The sequence below is a fragment of the Streptomyces sp. NPDC021224 genome (assembly GCF_044332905.1).
Taxonomy (GTDB): Bacteria; Actinomycetota; Actinomycetes; order Streptomycetales; family Streptomycetaceae; genus Actinacidiphila.
Genome location: NZ_JBIRPW010000009.1, coordinates 142410 through 161436, shown reverse-complemented (window position 1 = coordinate 161436; position 19027 = coordinate 142410). Strand labels below are relative to the sequence as shown.

Annotated in this window: 15 protein-coding genes and 3 pseudogenes; 11 read left to right on the top strand and 7 right to left on the bottom strand. The window is 75.6% G+C overall.

Translation table 11 applies throughout. From position 1 onward, the window contains the following. Positions 1–79: 79 nt before the first annotated feature. Entirely contained in the window at positions 80–2374 is a 2295-nt protein-coding gene (locus ACH4PY_RS23655) for a glycoside hydrolase family 3 N-terminal domain-containing protein (protein ID WP_398186237.1), read from the bottom strand. A 524-nt stretch (positions 2375–2898) separates the two neighbouring features. Between ACH4PY_RS23655 and ACH4PY_RS23650 the strand changes: the two genes are divergently transcribed. Both ACH4PY_RS23650 and ACH4PY_RS23645 read left to right on the top strand, forming a co-directional pair. Beyond that, entirely contained in the window at positions 2899–3732 is an 834-nt protein-coding gene (locus tag ACH4PY_RS23650) for a phosphotransferase (protein WP_398186234.1), read from the top strand. 146 nt (positions 3733–3878) lie between these two features. Further along, positions 3879–4436, top strand: a complete 558-nt coding sequence (locus tag ACH4PY_RS23645; protein WP_398186231.1) for a Uma2 family endonuclease — start codon at positions 3879–3881, stop codon at positions 4434–4436. A 110-nt stretch (positions 4437–4546) separates the two neighbouring features. Here ACH4PY_RS23645 and ACH4PY_RS23640 read toward each other — a convergent pair. Then, positions 4547–4786, bottom strand: a pseudogene (locus ACH4PY_RS23640) (alcohol dehydrogenase catalytic domain-containing protein); the annotation flags it as partial. 257 nt (positions 4787–5043) lie between these two features. Between ACH4PY_RS23640 and ACH4PY_RS23635 the strand changes: the two are divergent. From ACH4PY_RS23635 to ACH4PY_RS23615, 5 genes and pseudogenes are all read left to right on the top strand, one after another. Continuing rightward, entirely contained in the window at positions 5044–5904 is an 861-nt protein-coding gene (locus tag ACH4PY_RS23635) for a hypothetical protein (protein WP_398186227.1), read from the top strand. Positions 5905–6016: 112 nt separating this feature from the next. Next, positions 6017–6346: a putative quinol monooxygenase gene (locus ACH4PY_RS23630; protein WP_398186224.1), complete on the top strand. Its 330-nt coding sequence runs from the start codon at positions 6017–6019 to the stop codon at positions 6344–6346. Between the two features lie 879 nt (positions 6347–7225). Beyond that, positions 7226–8209 (top strand): threonine/serine dehydratase, encoded by a 984-nt coding sequence (locus tag ACH4PY_RS23625; RefSeq protein WP_398186222.1) that lies wholly within the window; start codon positions 7226–7228, stop codon positions 8207–8209. 389 nt (positions 8210–8598) lie between these two features. After that, positions 8599–9732, top strand: a pseudogene (locus ACH4PY_RS23620) (right-handed parallel beta-helix repeat-containing protein); the annotation flags it as partial. Between the two features lie 756 nt (positions 9733–10488). Further along, entirely contained in the window at positions 10489–10686 is a 198-nt protein-coding gene (locus ACH4PY_RS23615) for a DUF6191 domain-containing protein (protein ID WP_398186219.1), read from the top strand. 8 nt (positions 10687–10694) lie between these two features. Here ACH4PY_RS23615 and ACH4PY_RS23610 read toward each other — a convergent pair whose 3' ends face one another. Next, positions 10695–11600, bottom strand: coding sequence for an SMP-30/gluconolactonase/LRE family protein (locus tag ACH4PY_RS23610; protein ID WP_398186216.1), 906 nt, complete (start codon positions 11598–11600; stop codon positions 10695–10697). Positions 11601–11775: 175 nt separating this feature from the next. Between ACH4PY_RS23610 and ACH4PY_RS23605 the strand changes: the two genes are divergently transcribed. Further along, a complete protein-coding gene (locus tag ACH4PY_RS23605; protein WP_398186213.1) occupies positions 11776–12837 on the top strand; it encodes an NAD-dependent epimerase/dehydratase family protein in 1062 nt (353 codons plus the stop codon). A 128-nt stretch (positions 12838–12965) separates the two neighbouring features. On the opposite strand, the gene ACH4PY_RS23600 is transcribed toward ACH4PY_RS23605, so the two are convergent. Both ACH4PY_RS23600 and ACH4PY_RS23595 read right to left on the bottom strand, forming a co-directional pair. Next, a complete protein-coding gene (locus tag ACH4PY_RS23600) occupies positions 12966–14084 on the bottom strand; it encodes a sensor histidine kinase (protein WP_398186210.1) in 1119 nt (372 codons plus the stop codon). Continuing rightward, entirely contained in the window at positions 14081–14839 is a 759-nt protein-coding gene (locus tag ACH4PY_RS23595) for a response regulator transcription factor (RefSeq protein ID WP_398186207.1), read from the bottom strand. The genes ACH4PY_RS23600 and ACH4PY_RS23595 overlap by 4 nt, the downstream gene beginning before the upstream one ends. Before the next feature lie 229 nt (positions 14840–15068). Between ACH4PY_RS23595 and ACH4PY_RS23590 the strand changes: the two genes are divergently transcribed. The 3 genes and pseudogenes from ACH4PY_RS23590 (at position 15069) to ACH4PY_RS23580 (ending at position 17445) form a co-directional block, all read left to right on the top strand. Then, on the top strand, positions 15069–15818 hold the full coding sequence (locus ACH4PY_RS23590; protein WP_398186495.1) for a glycosyltransferase family 2 protein: 750 nt from the start codon (positions 15069–15071) through the stop codon (positions 15816–15818). Next, positions 15815–16420: pseudogene (locus ACH4PY_RS23585) on the top strand (DUF2064 domain-containing protein); the annotation flags it as partial. The gene ACH4PY_RS23590 and the pseudogene ACH4PY_RS23585, both read left to right, overlap by 4 nt. A 341-nt stretch (positions 16421–16761) precedes the next feature. Continuing rightward, entirely contained in the window at positions 16762–17445 is a 684-nt protein-coding gene (locus ACH4PY_RS23580; RefSeq protein ID WP_398186204.1) for a methyltransferase domain-containing protein, read from the top strand. A 33-nt stretch (positions 17446–17478) separates the two neighbouring features. Here ACH4PY_RS23580 and ACH4PY_RS23575 read toward each other — a convergent pair whose 3' ends face one another. Both ACH4PY_RS23575 and ACH4PY_RS23570 read right to left on the bottom strand, forming a co-directional pair. After that, positions 17479–18261 (bottom strand): hypothetical protein, encoded by a 783-nt coding sequence (locus tag ACH4PY_RS23575; RefSeq protein ID WP_398186202.1) that lies wholly within the window; start codon positions 18259–18261, stop codon positions 17479–17481. A gap of 183 nt (positions 18262–18444) precedes the next feature. Next, on the bottom strand, positions 18445–18867 hold the full coding sequence (locus tag ACH4PY_RS23570) for a hypothetical protein (protein WP_398186200.1): 423 nt from the start codon (positions 18865–18867) through the stop codon (positions 18445–18447). Between the last annotated feature and the right edge of the window lie 160 nt (positions 18868–19027).

Genomic DNA, 19027 nt, shown 5'->3' with positions numbered 1-19027 from the left:
GGGAGCCGGGCCGGACGGACCTCGCGCGTACGGTGGTTCAGGCCGCGCGGATCAGGACGTGCGGATCAGGCTGCGCGGATCAGGACGCCGTGCACGTCGGCACCGGAAGAGGCGCGGGCGCCGTCCCGTTGGCGGTGAAGCCGAAGGAGACCGAGGCGCCGGGCGCCACCGCCCCGTTGTAGGGCGCGTTGGTCACCGTGACGGCGCTGCCGCTCTGGGAGAGCGTGCCGTTCCACAGGCTGCTGATCGTCGCACCGGACTGCGTCCACTTCACGCTCCAACCGCCGAGCGCGGAGGCGCCCTTGTTCGTGACGCTCACGTCCGCCTGGAAACCGCCGGACCAGGAGTTGGTCAGGGTGAAGGTGGCCGTGCAGCCGCTGCCCGCGGGCGGGGTGGTGGGCGGAGGTGTCGTGGGCGGCGGGGTGGTCGGCGGAGGAGTGGTCGGCGGGGGCGTGGTGGGCGGCGGGCTGGTGGGCGGCGTCGTGGTGCCGTACGTCAGCCCGTAGCCGTACGGGAAGAGCGGGGTCTTGCCGTCGCCGTCGTTGATCGGCTCCTGCGAGGCGCTCTGCATCCACGACATCGGCAGCTTGCCGGTGGGCGCGTAGTCGCCGAAGAGCACGTCGGAGACGCCGTTGCCCTCGGTGCCGGGCAGCCAGGCCGCCACCAGCGCCTTCCAGTCCGGGAGCTGGGCGGCGATGTCGAGCGGGCGGCCGGACACCAGCACGGTGACGACCGGCACCCCGCTGGCCTTGAGCTTGGCGAGCACGCCCAGGTCGGTCTGGTCCAGGCCCATCGACCCGGTGCGGTCGCCCTGCCCCTCGGCGTACGGGGTCTCGCCGATGACGGCCACGGCCACGTCGTAGGCCGAGGAGATGCCGTCGCCGGTCTTGCTGTACGTCACCTGCGAGGAGTTGTTCACCGCCGACCTGATGCCCTGCAGGATCGTCGTGCCCGGCGTCGTCGCGCCGCTCGCGCCCTGCCAGCTGATCGTCCAGCCGCCGCTCTGGTTGCCGATGTCGTCGGCGGACTTGCCCGCCACGAAGACCTTCGCGGACTTCGCCAGCGGCAGCACCCCGCCGTCGTTCTTGAGCAGCACCTGCGACTCGCGCACCGCCGTGCGGGCCAGCGCCCGGTGGTCGGCCGAGCCGACCGTGGAGGTGTACGAGCGGTCGGTCAACGGGTGCTCGAACAGACCGAGTTCGAACTTCTTGGTGAGAATGCGGCGGTTGGCGTCGTCGATCCGGGCCGTGCTCACGGCGCCGCTGGAGACGTCGCTCTTCAGGTCGGCCACGAATGCCTTGTAGTCGGTCGGCACCATCACCATGTCGATGCCCGCGTTGACGGCGGTCGCGACCTCGGCGGCCGTGAAGCCCTGCGCGCCGTCGATCTTGTCGACGCCCGCCCAGTCGGAGACGACGAAGCCGGAGAAGCCGAGTTCACCCTTGAGCAGGTCGGTGATCAGGTAGTGGTTGGCGTGGTCCTTCACACCGTTCCAACTGCTGTACGATACCATGACCGAGCCGACCCCGCGGTCCACCGCGGCCTTGAACGGCGGCAGATGGATCGCCCGCAGCTCCGCCTCCGTCAGCGTGGCGTTGCCCTCGTTGACACCGCCGTCCGTACCGCCGTCGCCGATGTAGTGCTTGGCGGTGGCCAGGACGGAGGCGGGCCCGCCCAGCGTCTCGCCCTGGAGGCCGGTGATCTCCGACGTCATCTGCGAGGGCAGGTCGGGCGTCTCGCCGAAGGACTCGTACGTACGGCCCCAGCGGTCGTTGCGCGCCACGCACAGGCACGGGGCGAAGTCCCAGTCCACGCCCGTCCCCGACACCTCCTCGGCGGTCGCCCGCCCGATCCGCTGCACGAGCCCGGGGTCGCGCGTCGCGCCCAGCCCGATGTCGTGCGGGAAGATCGTGGCGCCGTAGACGTTGTTGTCGCCGTGCACGGCGTCCACGCCGTAGATCATCGGGATGCCCAGCGGCGTGCCGAGCGCGGTGCGCTGGAAGCCGTCGTACATGTCGGCCCACGAGGTGGCGTTGTTCGGGCTCGGCGCCGAGCCCCCGCCGGAGAGCACCGACCCGATGCGGTACGTGGCCAGGTCGTTCGGCGCCGATGCGAGCGCGGTGCGGTCGACCTGCGTCATCTGCCCGACCTTCTCGTCGAGCGACATCCGCCCGAGCAGGTCGTCCACGCGCTGCGCCACCGGCAGCGACGGATCCTGGTAGGGCAGCCCGGCCGCCTGCGCGGCCGCGTCCGGGGAGGCGGCGCCGGAGGCGTGCACGGCGGCGGTGGTGAGCGAGAGCATCGCGAGCACGGCGCCGAAGGCGAGGGCCGCTCTGCGGTGATGGTGTCTGTGCGTCCTGCTGCTGCTTGGCATGGGAACTCCGTGTGGGGGGTGGCCCGGTGGGGCCCGATGGAGTATGGGAGCGCTCCCATAGATAAGGCCAGCGGTCGCCTGCCGCTGTCAAGGCCGCGGTCGCCTGCGGCGGGCCGGGGCGGTAATCCGCTGGCCGGGCGGCGGGGCGGGTAGGTAGCGTGGCGCGGCCTCCGGCTGTAGGGCGGGGTGTGCTGCGGGCGGCCCGGTTCCGGGCCGGTCGGGCGGGGTGTGCTGCGGGGGGACCTGGTCCGGGGCCGGTCGGGCGGGGTGTACTGCGGGGGGACCTGGTCCGGGGCCGGTCGGGCGGGGTGTACTGCGTAGGGACCGGTCCCGGGCCGGTCGGGCGGGCTGTCCTGCGCGGTGGCCCGGTCCTCGCCCGGCGCGGGCCGACCGCATCGTGACGTGCCCCCGGCCCGTTGGGCGGGTCGTCTCGTACGGTGGCCCGCTTCCGTCGCGCGGGGCGCCCGGGGCCGGGCGCGTACCCGTCGCCCGCCCGCTTCGTATCCCCGACGAGGAGTCCCCGCATGAACCTCCCCGGACCCGACGTGACCGCCGCCTTCGGACTGACCGGACACCCCGTGCCGCTGCCGGGCGGGCAGGGGCAGAGCGTGCGGGTGGGGGACGGTGTGCTCAAGCCCGCCGGGGAGGACACCGGATACGCCGAGTGGCTCGCGGGCGTCATGGCCTCGGTCGTGGCGGACGGCTTCCGGGTCGCCCGCCCGCTGCGGGCCGTGAGCGGCGGCTGGTGCCACGGCGGGTGGACGGCGAGCCGCTACGTGCCCGGCGTCCCGCACCCCGCGGAACCGCGCTGGGGCGACATCCTCGCGGCGGGGCGGGCGTTCAACCGCGCGCTGGCCGGTGAGCCGCGCCCCGACTTCCTCGCCGGGCGCGGTGACCCGTGGGCGGTCGGCGACCGCGTCGCCTGGCAGGAGCAGGCGCCCGACGTGACGCCCGAACTGCTGGCGTCCTACGAGGAGTTGACCGCGCTCGCCGGACCGCCGCCGTCCGCCGACCGGCCGCAGCTCGTGCACGGCGACCTGGCCGGCAACGTCCTCTTCGCCCCCGGACTGCCGCCCGCCGTCATCGACTTCTCGCCCTACTGGCGCCCGCCCGCCTTCGCCGAGGCGATCGTCCTCGCCGACGCCCTGCTCTGGTACGACGCCGGCCCCGGCCTGCTCACCGCGACCACCACCGCGAACGGTACGGGCTTCCTCCGCTACGTCGCCCGCGCCCTCGTCTTCCGCCTCGTGACCGACAGCGAGCGCTTCCGTACCCCCGAGACCCCGCCCGACCTCGACCTCCCGACCGAGTCCCGCCGCTACGCCCGCGCGTCGCGACTGCTGCGCGCCGCGAGCTGAGGCGTGCGTCGGCAGCCCCGGGCGTCGGCTGTGCCGTCCGCCCTGGGAGGCCGGCGAATACCTAGACTGGACGGTGTGCCGGATGTGCTGGGAACAGGTGCGGACGATGGAGGTGCGCGACGACGGTCACCGAGGATCGGTCCCAGATGCTCGCCGAGGAGTTCGAGCGTATTGCCGCCGCAGCTGAGCGGGAGGGCGTTCGGCTGGAGTTCGTCCACGGGAAGCTGGTGGTCAAGGCTGCGCCGGACGGGGATCACGACGAGATCGTCCGCTGGGTCATGGAGCACTGCATGCAGCAGCGCCCCGATCTGTGGCTCTACCCGGAACGCGGACTGAAGGTGGAGACCTACCGCAGGGGCCATGCCAAGCCGGACGGGACCTTGGCGCCCAAGGGCAGTTTCGCCGGTCAGGGGGAGTGGGCGGGCGCCGACCAGGTGGTGATGGTGGTGGAGGTGACGTCGTACGACACCGACGCCGACACCGACAAGCGGGACCGGGAGGAGAAGCCCCGCGCGTATGCCGAGACCGGCATCCCGGTCTACCTGCTCATCGACCGCGAGTCCTGTGAGCTGCTGGTGTACAGCGAGCCTGAGGACGGCACCTACGGCAACATCGCGCGGCGGTCATTCGGCAGGACGACGACCCTGCCCGAGCCCGTGGGGATCACCCTGGACACCGAGCCCTTGAAGGACTGGGTGCGCTGACGCCCGCCGTCATCTGAAGATAGGCGGGTCCCGGCGTGTCGCGGTCAGGGGTGGAGGACGATCTTGCCGTGGGCGTGGCCGCCCTCCAGGTCGCGGAAGGCATCGCGCAAGCCGCGCGTCTCCGGGCCGGTCTCGACCACGACACCGGCCAGGTCGCTGCCCTGCCCGGAGGGGAAGGACGCGGGCCAGCGCCCGTGCCGCGCGCCCTCGCGGATCATCACCTCGCCCGGCTGGATCCCGGCCGCCCGCACCGCGACCAGCACCTGCCCGGGACCGGGCACCGGGCGCTCCACGTCCTCGACCCGCAGCACGTCGATCCCGCCGTACTCGTGGAACCGCACTGCCTTCATGGTGTGCTCACCGCATCTCGTCGTCCGGACAGGGCTGCGACGGCGCCGCGCCGGATGACCGCGGGATCGTCGTCGGGCTCAACGCCCGGGGGAGGAGCGGACTTCCGACGGCCGGGGTGCCCATTCCGGCTGCGGTGGGGGTGAGTTGACGCCCAGGCGTTCTGGCGGCGGCGGCTCGCCCGCCCTAAGGTGCTGCGCGCGTCCCCGGCGTGCTGTCGCCCGTCGGCCCGATCCTCCCCTACCGAGTGGAGAAAACCGTGGGCCACACCATCGTCGTCGCCCGGAGGGCGGCCGCCCTGCTGGGCGCCCTGGCGCTCGCCGTCGTCGGCTCGGCCGCCACCGCGCACGGCACCACCGCGCACAACGCCGCCGGGCACACCGCCGCCGCGCATCCGCACGGCAGTTGCGCGGACGCCCGGGGCGCGCTGCTGTTCTGCGAGGACTTCGAGGGCATGCCGCGCGGGACCACCACCGGCCGGGGCTGGACGGCGAACACCGACAACGGCACGCTCACCGTCGAGCGGGACACCACGCACGGCCGCGAGCATCGGGCCGGGCAGGTGCTGCATGTGCGCACCGAGGCCAACGGGCATGCGTTCGTCCAGGTCAACGGCCTGTCGGCGCCCGGCAACAGCTTCTACGGGCGGATGCGCGTCCGCATCGACGCGCTGCCGACCGCCCCGGACTGGGCCCACTTCACCCTGGTGGAGGCGACCGGCACGGGCGACGGCAGCGTGGTCCGGCCCATCGGCGGCCAGTACGTGCCCACCGTGGGCGGCGGTACGGACCTGTGGGGCGTCGGCTCCGACGGCGGCCCGACCGGCGACTGGACGAACTGGCAGGCGACGTCCCCGGCGCGGGCCGGCCGCTGGACGTGCGTCGAGTGGCGCCTCGACGCCTCCGACAACCGCGTCTCGGTCTGGCTCGACGGCCGCCCCCACCCGGACCTCACCGTCGACACCACCGACCACGGCGGCAACCCGGTGGACTTCGTCCTCCCGCGCGTCGACACCGTCCGCATGGGCTGGCAGCTCTACCAGCCCGGCCCCACCCCGTCCGCCTACGACCTGCGCCTGGACGACCTCGCCCTGTCCACCCACCGGCTGGGCTGCGCGTGACGGTACGCGAGCAGAGCGCTCGTCAAGTCCCCTATGGGGAAGGCGAGATAGGGTCGTCGGCAGCCGCGTCGCCGCCCGGCGGCGGGCTGCGAGGCGAAGGGGGAGAGCCGCGGTGGCCGAGGGGACGATGTTCAGCGTCTACGGGCGGATGACCGCGCTGCCGGGGCGGCGGGACGAACTGGCCGCCGTGCTCGCCGAGGGCTTCCGGGCGGGCGGCGAGGGCAGCGGGCTGCTCGCGTACAGCGTCAACGAGGCCCTCGACGACCCGGACACGCTGTGGCTGACACAGCTGTGGGTCGACAAGGACGCGCACGACACCACCACCCGCTCCACGGCCGTCGCCGCGGTGAGCGCGCGGGTCCCGTCGCTGCTGGCCGCGGCGCCCGAGGGCTGTTACGGGCACGCCGTGCACGTGCGCGGCTCCGCCGTCGGCGGAGCCTGACCGCGGCGCCTCCCACGCTCCCCGCTCCCCGCCTCGCTGCTTCCGCGGAAGTCGGTGGAGCCGGTCTCCCGCCCGGTGCTAGCGTGCGGGAGACCCGGGGGGACCCGGGAGACCGCTGCCGCCCCGTGAAGGACACGCCGTTGTACACCTCGTGAGACACCCCGAGCGCTGAATCCGTCGCGCGTCGCGCCCTGTCCGTGCGCCGCGCTGCTTTTCGCTGCATCTCGCTGTGGTTCTCTCACTGGAAACGGTGTCTGTCTGTGTCCACGACCCCTCGGGCGGGCGTGCCCGCCTGCCTGCTGAACGTTCTCCACCGCTGCCACGGGTGCGCCTGCGGGCGCCCGCGTACGGACGGCGGATTCCTTCCCGACGACCTCTCCGCCGTCTCCGGCGCCTCCACGGGCTGCCTTCGGTGCGTCGCCGTGCTCGCCCTCCCGGAGCGGGCGGGCCTGCCCGGCGGGCGCCGCCGGGCCCGGGGCGACCGGGTCCGGGGCGGGCGCCCCGCCTGGCAGTCGCCGTACGGTCCGGCCCCGCACCGCGCCCCCCGCGACCGGTGGGCGCGCGCGGCGGCGCCGACGCCCACGCGGTCCGTCCCGCGGCGCGGCCACGTGTGCGGGCGCTGCGACTGACGACGGCCCGGGGCCCGTCCGGCGCGATCCCGTCCGCCGGGCGGGCCCGCCGCCCTGGGGCCTGTCGTGTGGATCTCCGCGGCGTCGCGTGCCCCGGCAGGCACCTCTTCCCCCTGCCTGGGCGGACCCCACCGCTTTGCCCCTCGCATCTGCGGGTACCTCCCAGGCGAAGCTCTGGGGGAGCACCGGACCCCGCTCCTCCCTCCACGGAGATCCACACGGCAGGCCCCAGCCCCTACGCTGCCGTGGCATGCAGCAGACGCGTCTCGACCTCGACCGGATCCGGGCGGCCCGCCGGGTCATCGACCCCGTCTTCCTCGACACCCCGCTCTACCGCTGCGACGCGCTCGCGCCCGTGCTCGGCTGCACGGTGAGCGTCAAGCTCGAAACGGCGAACCCCGTGCGCAGCTTCAAGGGCCGCGGTACGGAACTGGTCGCGAGCCTGCTCGCGGCGCAGGGGGCGGCAGCCGCGGTGTGCGCGAGCGCGGGCAACCTCGGGCAGGCCCTGGCCTGGTCCGGGGGACGCCGGGGGCTCGACGTCACCGTCGTGGCGTCGCGCTTCGCCACCGCGGCCAAGCTCGACCGCGTCCGCGCGCTGGGCGCCACGCTCGAACTCGTGGACGGCGACCACGAGTCGGCGCGCGAACGCGCCGCGGACATCGCGCGCCGCGACGGCATACGGCTCGTCGAGGACAGCCTCGCCATCGAGACGTGCGAGGGCGCCGCCACCATCGGCCTCGAACTCGCGGCCGCCGCCGCGCCGTTCGACGCCGTCCTGATCGCCCTCGGCGGCGGCGCGCTGGCCACCGGCGTCGGGCACGTCCTGAGAGCCCTGGCCCCCGCGACCGAGGTGATCTGCGTCCAGCCGCTGGGCGCACCGGCGTTGACGCTCTCGTGGCGGCAGCGGCACGTCGTCACCACCGACACGGCCGTCACCATCGCCGACGGCGTCGCCGGGCGCTACCCCATCCCGGCCGTCCTCGACGACCTCCTGCTCGTCGCCGACGACGCGGTCCTGGTCCGCGAGTCGTCGATCGTCGCGGGTATGCGGCTCCTCTTCGACCACGCGGGCCTCGTCGTCGAACCTTCCGCCGCGCTCGGCGTCGCGGCGATCCTGGAGGACCCCGCCCGTTTCGCCGGTCGCCACGTGGCCACGATCGTGTGCGGCAGCAACGTCGACATGCCCGCCTACCGCGGGTGGGTGGGCGGAGGCCCGTCCCCCGCCGAGAGCTGACCGCCCCCCGCCGGGGGAGGAGCACCCGGGGCCGCGCGCCCGCGCGGCCGGAACCCCCCGCCTCCCGGTTCCGTGCGCTGAACGACGTTCAGCCCGTTGACGGTGCAGCAAGCGCTTGCTACGTTGGCGTGCGCTCACCGCGCCCGTGCGGCAACGGCGGGGCCAACACAGCCCCTCGATCCGCACCCGCGTCAGTAACCGCTTTCACGCACGCACGCTGATCCGAGCTGCCCGCACACGCACCGGGCAGCTCACCCCCCCCACGCACCTTTCGGACGAGAGGTATCAGCACCGTGAAACACACCAGCACCCCCCTTTCCCTCCGCGGACGCGACGTCCGCGCCAAAGCCGCCGCCGGGGTCGCCGCCGCGGGGCTCGCGGCCGCCGGGCTGCTCGCGCTGCACCCCGGCGTCTCGCAGGCGGCGCAGCCGCTCGCACAGCCGCAGCTCAACGCCAACGCGCTGTACGTCGCCCCGAACGGCACCGACGGTGCCGCCGGTACACAGGCCGCGCCGACCACCCTCACGTCGGCGATCGGCCGGGTCACCGCGGGCGGCACGATCTACATGCGCGGCGGCACGTACCACTACGCGCAGACCGTCACCATCGCCGACGGCAACAACGGCTCCTCCGGCGCCCTCAAGGAGTTGTCGGCCTATCCCGGTGAGACGCCGGTGCTGGACTTCTCCGCGCAGAGCGAGGACTCGGCCAACCGCGGGCTGGCGCTCATGGCGTCGTACTGGCATCTCTACGGGCTCACCGTGCAGCACGCGGGCGACAACGGGATCTACGTCGGCGGCAGCAACAACGTCATCGAGCGTGCCGTGACGGCGTTCAACCACGACACCGGGCTGCAACTCGGCCGGATCGCGTCCACCACCCCGCAGAGCAACTGGCCGTCGAACAACCTGATCGTCAGCTCGGAGTCGCACGACAACGCCGACTCCGACGGCGAGGACGCCGACGGCTTCGCCGCCAAGCTCACCACCGGCACGGGCAACGTCTTCCGGTACGACGTGTCGCACAACAACATCGACGACGGGTGGGACCTCTACACCAAGACCGACACCGGTCCGATCGGCCCGGTGACGATCGAGAACTCCCTGTCGTACGACAACGGCACGCTGTCCAACGGCGGCCAGGCCGGCAGCGGTGACCGCAACGGATTCAAGCTCGGCGGCGAGGACATCAAGGTCAACCACATCGTCCGCAACAACATCGCCTACCACAACGGCCACCACGGCTTCACTTACAACAGCAATCCCGGCTCGATGACGATCTCGGGCAATGTGAGCATCGACAACACCGAGCGCAACTTCTCCTTCGACGCGGGCACGTCGGTCTTCCGCAGCAACACGTCCTGCCGCAGCGGCTCCGGCTCCAACGACAAGACCGTGGGCGACGCGGACGGCTCCAACCAGTTCTGGAGCGGCACCAACGGCTCGCGCTGCTCCTCCTACGACGGGGCGCTCAGCTGGTCCTTCGCCTCCGACGGCACCCTCGTGGTGACCTTCGGCGGCTCCACCCCGCCCACGACACCCCCCACCACCCCGCCGACCACCCCGCCCACCACCCCGCCGACGACGCCGCCCACCACCCCGCCGACGACCCCGCCCACGACCCCGCCCACCGGCGGCACGCTGCTCAGCGACGACTTCGAGGACGGCAACGCCAACGGCTGGACGACCACGGGCGGCGCCTGGGCGGTGCGCGCGGCCGGCTCGCACGTCCTCACCCAGTCCACCGTGGCCGGGACCGCGGTCGCGCTGGCCGGGTCGCCGGGCTGGACGGCGCAGAGCGTGCAGGCGTCCGTCACGCCCACGCTCTTCGACGGCTCCGGCGAGTACGTCGCCGTCCTGGCCCGCGCGCAGGACGCCTCCGACTACTACGCCCTCGTGCTGCGCGACGCGAACAAGGCCGAAATCCGCCGGGTCTCGGGCGGTACGAGCAAGGTGCTGGCGAGCGTCTCCTTCCCGGTCGACACCGGTACCGCGTACACGGTGCGGCTGTCCGCCCAGGGCAGCGCGCTGACCGGCTACGTCAACGGCGCGGCCGTGGTGAGCGCGAGCGACGGCACGTACGCCTCCGGTGCGGCGGGCCTGAGCACGTACCAGGGCACGGCCGACTTCGACAACGTCGTGGTCACCACGCCGTAACCGCGTCGTCGCACTGCGTGCGGGCGGTCGGGCCGCGGGAATCGCGGTCTGACCGCCCGCACGCTTTCGGGCGTAGCCTGAGGTGGACAGCGCCTGCTGCCGGTCGGCCCGCGGGAGGTCCTCATGTTCAACATCCTGGAAGATCTGTTCGCGCCGTCCCGCAAGCACACCGACGACGAACGCAACCGCCTGGAGCTGTTCCGCGAGGAGGAGGGCAACGGCGATCCCGCCCGCGGCCCGATAGATCTCTCGTCCGGCAAGGTCGTGATGCGTGCCCAGCGCACGTCCCCGGAGGACGCCCCCACGGGCAGCGCACCGTAACCGCGCGGCTACGCGGCGCCGAACCGGCGCGCGGGCAGCCCCGGCACCGCCGCCGTACGGCGCAGCACCGCGCCGGACAGCGGCCACCGCGCCAGCTGCTCCTCGCTCAGCCCCCGGGAGGCGGACGTGACGAACATCGTCCGCAGGTCCGGGCCGCCGAAGGCGATGCTCGTCGGCCGCAGCACGGGCAGCCCGACGCGTTCGCGCACGGTGCCGTCCGGCGCGAAGCGCGTGAGGTGGGCGCCGTCCCAGAACGCGCACCACAGGTCACCGGACGCGTCCACCCGCAGCCCGTCCGGGACGCCCTCCAGCGCGGTGGTGTCGGCGAGGACCTCGCGGGCGCCGAGCGCGCCGGTCGCCGGGTCGAAGGCGTAGCGGTGGATCCGGTCGCGGCCGGAGTCGACGACGTACATCCACCGGCCGTCCGGCGACCAGTCGATGCCGTTCGCGCACCGGAAGCCCTCGTCGGCCGCACGGTACGAGCCGCCGCTCTCCAGGACGTACAGGTGGCCGTCCGGGCCGGGCGGGTCGTCCTCCAGGGTGCCGGACCAGAAGCGTCCGGCCGCGTCGACGGCGCCGTCGTTGAAGCGGGACGACGGGTGGCCCGGCTCCGGGTCGGCCAGCAGCCGCAGCGCCCCGGTGCGCAGGTCCAGCAGGTGCCAGCCCGTCCGCAGGGCCGCGAGCAGCACATGCGGGTCGGCGGTCAGCCCGAGGCAGCCCACGTCCGTCCCGACCCGGGTCACGCGCGGGCCGTCCGCGTCCTCGCGGCGGCTCAGCACCTCGCCCGCGACGATGTCCACCCAGTGCAGGGTGCGGGTGCGCGCGTCCCACAACGGGCCCTCGCCCAGCCGGTGCCGGCCCGCCGAGAAGACCTCGACCCCACCGGCCCCGCCGGGCCCAGCAGCACTGCTCACGAGACGGCTCCCCTCGGCGGGGCGCGCCCCCGCCGGTAGTTCCGGACAACCGCGAACCGTATCCGACCAGTTCGCGGCGCATCCGCCCGGGTCCGGGCCGGGCGGATCTGACGGAAGGCTTACGGGCACCCGGCGGCCCGTCCCACCGGCCCGCCGGGCGCCTAGCGTGCGGGACATGCGCGTCCTCGTCACCGGCGGAGCCGGGTTCATCGGCTCCCACATCGTCACCGCCCTCGCCGCCGAAGGCCACGAGCCGCTCGTGCTCGACGCCCTGCTGCCCGCCGTCCACCCGGGCCCGCCCGCGATCCCGGCGGGCGCCGCGTTCCTGCGCGGTGACGTCCGCGACGCCGAACAGGTACGGGCCGCGCTGCGCGGCGTGGACGCCGTCTGCCACCAGGCCGCCATGGTCGGCCTCGGCTCCGGCGTCCACGACGCCCCCGCGTACGTCTCCTGCAACGACCTCGGTACCGCCGTCCTGCTCGCCGCCATGGCAGAGGCGGGCGTCCGGCGGCTGCTCCTGGCCGGGTCGATGGTCGTGTACGGGGAGGGCCGCTACGAATGCGCCGAGCACGGAGCCGTACGCCCCGGCCCGCGCCGTGCGGCGGACCTCGACGCCGGGCGCTTCGAACCCCCCTGCCCGCGGTGCGGCGCGCCGCTGCGGCCCGGACTCGTCACGGAGGACGCGCCCACCGACCCGCGCAACGTCTACGCCGCGACGAAACTCGCACAGGAACACCTCGCCGGATCCTGGGCCCGCGCCACCGGCGGACGCGCGGTGGCGCTGCGCTACCACAACGTCTACGGGCCCGGCATGCCCCGGGACACGCCCTACGCGGGCGTCGCGTCCTTCTTCCGCTCCGCCCTCGCCCGCGGCGAGGCACCCCGCGTCTACGAGGACGGCGGCCAGCGGCGGGACTTCGTCCACGTCACGGACGTCGCCGCGGCCAACGTCGCGGCGCTCGCCGCGGTCGGAGGCCGTGCGGAGGGGGTGTGCACCCCCTACAACATCGGCAGCGGCTCCCCCCGCACGGTGGGCGAACTCGCCGCGGCCCTGGCCTCCGCGGCGGGCGGCCCCTCCCCGGTGACCACCGGCGCCTACCGTCTCGGCGACGTCCGCCACATCACCGCGGACTCCGCCGCCGCCCGCCACGACCTCGCCTGGACCCCCCGCACCGCCTTCGCGGCGGGCGTCACCGAATTCGCCACGGCGCCACTGCGCGAGCCGACCGCGGGCTGAGCGTTTCCGCCGGGAGCGTTTCCGCCGGGGGCGGTGAGCAACGGTGTGCGGCTTGCTGCGGGTCCGCGACCGGCCCCCGTCGGGCGCAGGATCGCGGCACCTGCCGCAAGGGGCGATTCGGGGCCCCGTCAGGGAAGGGGCGTGCCCAGGGGGAGGGCCACGTCGAAGCGGCAGCCGCCGGGGACGTTGTGGACGTCGGCGCGGCCCGCGTGGGCCTCGACGATGCCGCGGACGATCGCCAGGCCGAGGCCCGCGCCGGAGGGCGGGGTCCGGGCGGGGGTGCCGCGCCATCCGGTGTCGAAGACCCGCGGCAGGTCCTGTTCGGGGATGCCGCCGCACGCGTCGGTCACGGACAGCAGGGCCGTTCCGTCGTGGCGGGTCACGGACACCGCGACGGTGCCGTCCGGCGGGGTGTGGCGGATCGCGTTGCTCAGCAGGTTCGCGAGTACCCGCGTCATCTCCTTGCCGTCCACCTCCACCGGCACGTGCGCGATGCGGTCGCCCACCAGCCGTACCCCGCGTTCGCGCGCGAGCGGATCCGCGCCGAGCATCGCGTCGGCCGCGAGGTCGCGCAGCGAGACCCGGCTCGGGCTGAGGGTGAGGGCGCCCGCGTGGATGCGGGAGAGTTCGAAGAGGTCGCCGATCATGCCGCCGAGCCGTTCGACCTCGGTGCGGATCTGCCGGTGGTAGCGGGCGGGGTCGGCCGCCATGCCGTCCTCCAGTGCCTCGGCCATCGCGCGCAGCCCGGCGAGCGGGGTGCGCAGGTCGTGCGAGATCCAGGCGACGAGCTCGCGGCGCGACGACTCCAGGGCGCGTTCGCGTGCGCGCGAGTCGGCGAGCCGGTCGCTGGTGGCGGCCAGTTCGCGGGTGAGCGCGGCGAGTTCGGCGGTCGCCGGGACGGGCGGGGCGGCGAAGCTGCCGCCGTCCCCGAAGGCGCGCGCGGCGAGGGTCAGCGCGCGGCTGCGGGCGACCACCCAGCGCCCCATGAGCAGCGCGGTCGCGAGCGACACGACCGCGGCCATGGCCGCGACGAGCGTGACGACCCGCAGGTCGTGCGGCGACAGGAACATCGCCTGGGCGACGGCCAGCGTGCCGCCCAGCATCGTCGTGACGGCGACGACCGCGACGACCGCGAGCGACACGGCGACGGACCGGTGCCGTACGAGCCGCAGCGCGACCGCTCCCGACAGGCCCGCGCACGCGGCGCCGCCGAGCGCGAACAGGGCGATGAGCGCGATGTCCTTCATGACGCCGCCGTCCCGCCCGCCGTGGGGGCGGCCGCCTCCTCCGTGCCCGGCGGGGGGTCGAAGCGGTAGCCGACGCCCCACACCGTGCGGATCAGGCGGGGGGCCGCCGGGTCGTCCTCGATCTTCGCGCGGAGGCGGCGGACGTGAACGGTCACCGTCGACAGGTCGCCGAACTCCCAGCCCCACACCACACGCATCAGCTCCTCCCGGCTGTGGGCCCGGCCGGGGTGCGCCAGGAACCAGGCCAGCAGGTCGAACTCGCGCAGGGTGAGGGTCAGTTCGGCGGCGGCCTTCGCGGCGCGGCGGGCGCCGGTGTCGACGGTGAGGCCTGCCGCGCGCAGCACGCCCGTGGGGCCGGGCGGGGCGCCCGGTCCGGAGCGGGCGCGGCGCAGCACGGAGTCCACCCGCAGGACCAGCTCGCGCGGGCTGAACGGCTTCGTGACGTAGTCGTCCGCGCCCATTTCGAGGCCCGCGATGCGGTCCTCCTCGTCGCCGCGGGCGGTGAGCATGATCACCGGGAGCGGGTGGTCGGCCCGCAGCCGCCGGCAGACCTCCAGGCCGTCGATGCCGGGCAGCATCAGGTCCAGGACGACGAGGTCCACCGCCCCCGCGGCGGCCTCGGCGAGCGCGGCGGGGCCGTCGGGGGCGTGCAGGGCGGTGTGGCCGGCCCGGCGCAGATAGCCGGTGACGACCTCCGCGACGGTCGGGTCGTCGTCGACGACCAGGATCCGGGCCGGTGCTGCTGGCGTACTCATGCCCTCCAGCCTCGCACCGGGCCGCCGTGTGCGGCCTGCCCGGGAGCGCGGGACGGCCCGGCGTCCGCGTTTCGTAAGGAGTCCGTGTCCGCTATGTCCGCCGGGAATTCCTACGGTTGCAGGCGTGACATCTCACCGTGTGGACGCCCCCTCCGCCTCCGCCGCCGCGATCCCGGCCCCCGTCCCGGTACGGGCCGCGGATCCGGCTGCCGTGGGCCCGCCGCCCGTCCTGGACGGAGGTCCGGCAGCGGATCCCGCCGCCGGAGCGGCGGGCGCGGCCCCTTCCGTGGACGTCGTGCTTCCCTGTCTGGACGAGGCCGCGGCCCTGCCGTGGGTGCTCGCGCGGATCCCCGCGGGGTGGCGGGCCCTGGTCGTGGACAACGGTTCGCGGGACGGGTCGGCGGAGGTCGCGCGGCGCCTGGGGGCGGTCGTCGTGCCGGAGGCGGAGCGCGGGTACGGCGCGGCCTGTCACGCCGGGCTGCGCGCGGCGACCGCCGACATCGTGTGCTTCTGCGACTGCGACGCCAGCCTCGACCCCGGTCTGCTCACCCGCTTCGTCGGGGCGGTCGCGCAGGGCCGGGCCGATCTCGTGCTCGGCCGCCGCCGTCCGGTGTCCCGCGGCGCCTGGCCCGTCCACGCGCGGACCGCCAACGTCGCGCTCTCCGTCCTCCTGCACCGCCGTACGGGTCTGCGGCTGCACGACCTCGGCCCGCTGCGGGCCGCCCGCCGCGAGGCACTGCTCTCCCTCGCCCTGACCGACCGGCGCAGCGGCTACCCGCTCCAGACGGTGGTGCGCGCCGCCGACGCGGGGTGGCGGGTGCGCGAGTACGACGTCCCGTACCTCCCCCGGGAGGGCAGGTCCAAGGTCACCGGTACCTGGCGCGGCACCTGGCAGGCCGTGCACGACATGCGCGCGGTGCTGGCGGAGCCCCCGTACGCCCCCGGTGTGCCGCGCGCGGCGGACGGGAGCGGGCGGTGACGGACCTCGTGGTGATCGCCAAGGAGCCCGTCGCCGGGCGGGTGAAGACGCGGCTCATGCCGGACTTCTCGGCCGCCGAGGCCGCGGCGCTCGCGGCGGCGGCGCTCGCCGACACGCTCCGCGCGGTCGCGGCGACGCCCGCCCGGCGGCGCCTGCTGGTGCTCGACGGGCGGCCGGGGGCATGGCTGCCGGACGGCTTCACCGTCGTCCCGCAGTGCGCGGGCGGGCTGGACGTACGGCTGGCCGCGGCCTTCGCCGCGTGCGCGGGGCCCGCGCTGCTGATCGGCATGGACACCCCGCAGGCGACCCCCGCGCTGCTGCGTACGGGCACGGACTTCGCCGGGCACGACGCGTGGTTCGGCCCCGCCGCGGACGGCGGCTTCTGGGCGCTGGGCCTCGCCGCCCCCGACCCCGCGCTGCTGCTCGGCGTGCCGATGTCGGTCGCGGAGACGGGCGCGGTGCTCGCGGCCCGCCTCCACGCGGCGGGCCTGCGCACCGGCCGCCTGCCGGTCCTTCGTGACGTGGACACCGCCGCGGACGCCGCGGCGGTCGCGGCCCTGTGCCCGGACGGCCGCTTCGCCGCGCTGCACGCCCGGTTGACGGGACGCGGGGCGGCGGCGCGTGCTGCTGCCCGGCCCGGGTCCGGTACGGAGGACCCGGCGTGCGGCGGGACAGCGGGCCCTTCCGCGGGCTCCGTCGGCGTCGCGCCGCCTGTCCGGTCGGCGGGACGCCGGGACGCGGCGGACCCGGCGGCGGGCGGGCGCGGCCCGGTGCACGGCGGGGTGACAGGCGCCCCCGCGGTTGCCGTCACCTCCACGGCTGCCGTCGGCGCCGCGGCTCTCGTTGCCTCCACGGCTGCCGTCGGCGCCGCGGAGGCGGGTGGCACGGGGGCCGCCGGGCGCGCGGCCGGGCGCGCCGCGGGCGGTGCCGGGAGGGCGGCGCGGTGATCGAGGCAGGGGGTGGGGCCGTCGTCGTGGGGGTGCGGGGCGGGGCGTGGGGGGAGGACGCGTACGACCGGGCGCTGCGGGCGGGCGGGGGACCGCTGTTCCTGCGGCGGCGGGACGGCTGGCTGCTGCCGCTGGAGGTCGAGCGCTGGCTCGCGGACGCCGACGCCGCCGACGAGAGCGTGCTGGCCCGCTGCCGGGGGGCCGTCCTGGACATCGGGTGCGGGCCCGGACGGCTCGTCGCCGCGCTCGCCGGACGCGGCCACCGCGCGCTCGGGGTGGACGTCAGCTCCGCGGCCGTGCACCGGACGGTGCTGCGCGGTGGAGCCGCGCTCCACCGTTCCGTCTTCCACCCGCTGCCCGGGGAGGGCCGCTGGGCCACCGCCCTGCTGCTGGACGGCAACATCGGCATCGGCGGCGACCCGGCGGCGCTGCTCGCCCGCGTCGCCGAACTCCTCGCGCCCGGCGGCCGGCTGGTCGCCGAGGCGGCCGCGGTGGAGGTGGACGAGCGCTGCGAGGTCCGGCTCGACGGCGGTCGCGGTGACCTCGGCGCCCCCTTCGCGTGGGCCCGACTCGGCCCCGCGGCCCTGCGCCGTACGGCCGACGCCGCCGGCTGGACCACGGCCCGCGCCTGGCGCGCGGCCGACCGGCACTTCGCCGAACTGCGCCCGCCGCAGGCGTAGTCCGGCCACGGGAGCGGAGGCCGCGGGAAGCCGTCAGGCTCCGGCGGAGTCCGCGTCCCCGGGGGCCGGGAGGGCGCCGCGGGCGGCGGGCCATATCCGTCCCGCGTCCGCCCGCGTCAGGCGGCCGACGACGGTACGGCCCCTGCGGATCTCGACCACCGCGGCCGAACCGCGGGGCGCCAGCCGGTCGTCGGCGAGCAGCAGCGCGTCCCGCGTCTGGGCGGCGTGCCCGACACGGGCCTCGGCGTGCCCCGCGACCAGCGACGTCACCCCGTACGCGTCCGGCGCGGCCGGGTCGTCGAGCAGCCGCACGCCGGCGGGCGTGAGGGCGAGGACGAGCCGCTGCCCGTCGAGCACGTCGACGCGGTCGCCGGCACCCGCCCGGAGCCAGGCCGCCGCGACACCGGCGGCCTGGGCCGGACCGCGTGCCTCCCGCACGTCCGAGGGGTTGCGTGGCCCGACCGGGCGTACGACGTCACGCCGGAGGCGGTAGACGGGCGCGGCCTCCCGGCCGGGCGGCGCGTCCGGTGCGTCCGGGTCGATCAGCAGCAGGGGCGCGGACGACGCGATCCCCACGTCGCCCCACGCGCCGTCGAGGCGGTAGCCGTCGGCCGTCGCGGTGAGGGCGTCGACGCCGCCGTGGTCCCGGGATCCGTCCGGATCCGTCGTCGGCGCGGCTCCCCGGCCGGTCCAGCGCAGCTCGCGGACCTCGGGGAAGACGAGGGCGGCCGGGACGCAGCAGAACCGCCTGCCCGGCGGCGGCCGGTACCGGGGGTGCTCCGGCAGCAGGTGGAGTTCCAGCCGCACCGTCAGCACACCGGGGTGCGCGGCGATGTCCAGGACCCGGCTGTCCTCCAGGCGGACGTGGTCGAAGGCGGGGATGTCCGTGATGTCCGGGTAGGGGTTGGTGGTTACGGTGCTCTCCTCACGGGGTGGCTGGGGCCATGATGCCCGCCGCGCCCGCCGCGCCCGCCGCGCCCGCCGCGCCCGCCGGACACGTCAGCGGCGGCGCGGGCCGTGGGACGGGCGGGCCGCGCGGCGGGCACGCAGGGCCGCAGGGGCCGCCGCCGCGAGGGCCGCGAGCGCGGTCGCCGCCAGGAGGACGAGCAGGTTGCGCGCGTACGGCAGCGGCAGCACCGAGGGGTTGGCCGCGGGCCCGGGGCGGAGCAGCGCCGGGAGGGTGACCAGCAGCAGGCTGCCGCCGGTGAGCAGCGCCGTGCGGACCGCCGCCCGCGCGCGCAGCCGCGCCACGGCCAGCCCCGCCGCCAGCACGACGGGGGCGATCACGGCGTCGTGCAGCAGCACCGCACCGGCCAGCCACTCCAGGACGGGATACGGGTCGCGCACCCGCGCGAGCAGCCGTCCGCCCACGGCCAGGAGGAAGAGGCCGGGCACGGCCAGCCCGGCACGCAGCCAGACCATGGCGGGCACAGGACGGTCCCGGCGGAACCGGCGGCGTCCGGCGCGGCGGGCGCCGCACCACCGCGCCCCGGCGGCGACCCGCGCCCCCCAACGGCGGTTGTCGGAAGGGGATTTCACGGTGCCTCCGGTGGTGTGGTGGGGGACACCCCGTCGTCCCGCG

Excerpts from the sequence above, each read along its gene's own strand:
- ACH4PY_RS23600 (WP_398186210.1), bottom strand. The coding sequence starts at position 14,084 with ATGAAGGACATCGCGCTCATCGCCCTGTTCGCGCTCGGCGGCGCCGCG.
- ACH4PY_RS23645 (WP_398186231.1), top strand. The coding sequence starts at position 3,879 with ATGCTCGCCGAGGAGTTCGAGCGTATTGCCGCCGCAGCTGAGCGGGAG.
- ACH4PY_RS23605 (WP_398186213.1), top strand. The coding sequence starts at position 11,776 with ATGCGCGTCCTCGTCACCGGCGGAGCCGGGTTCATCGGCTCCCACATC.
- ACH4PY_RS23615 (WP_398186219.1), top strand. The coding sequence starts at position 10,489 with ATGTTCAACATCCTGGAAGATCTGTTCGCGCCGTCCCGCAAGCACACC.
- ACH4PY_RS23595 (WP_398186207.1), bottom strand. The coding sequence starts at position 14,839 with ATGAGTACGCCAGCAGCACCGGCCCGGATCCTGGTCGTCGACGACGAC.
- ACH4PY_RS23655 (WP_398186237.1), bottom strand. The coding sequence starts at position 2,374 with ATGCCAAGCAGCAGCAGGACGCACAGACACCATCACCGCAGAGCGGCC.
- ACH4PY_RS23625 (WP_398186222.1), top strand. The coding sequence starts at position 7,226 with ATGCAGCAGACGCGTCTCGACCTCGACCGGATCCGGGCGGCCCGCCGG.
- ACH4PY_RS23650 (WP_398186234.1), top strand. The coding sequence starts at position 2,899 with ATGAACCTCCCCGGACCCGACGTGACCGCCGCCTTCGGACTGACCGGA.
- ACH4PY_RS23570 (WP_398186200.1), bottom strand. The coding sequence starts at position 18,867 with ATGGTCTGGCTGCGTGCCGGGCTGGCCGTGCCCGGCCTCTTCCTCCTG.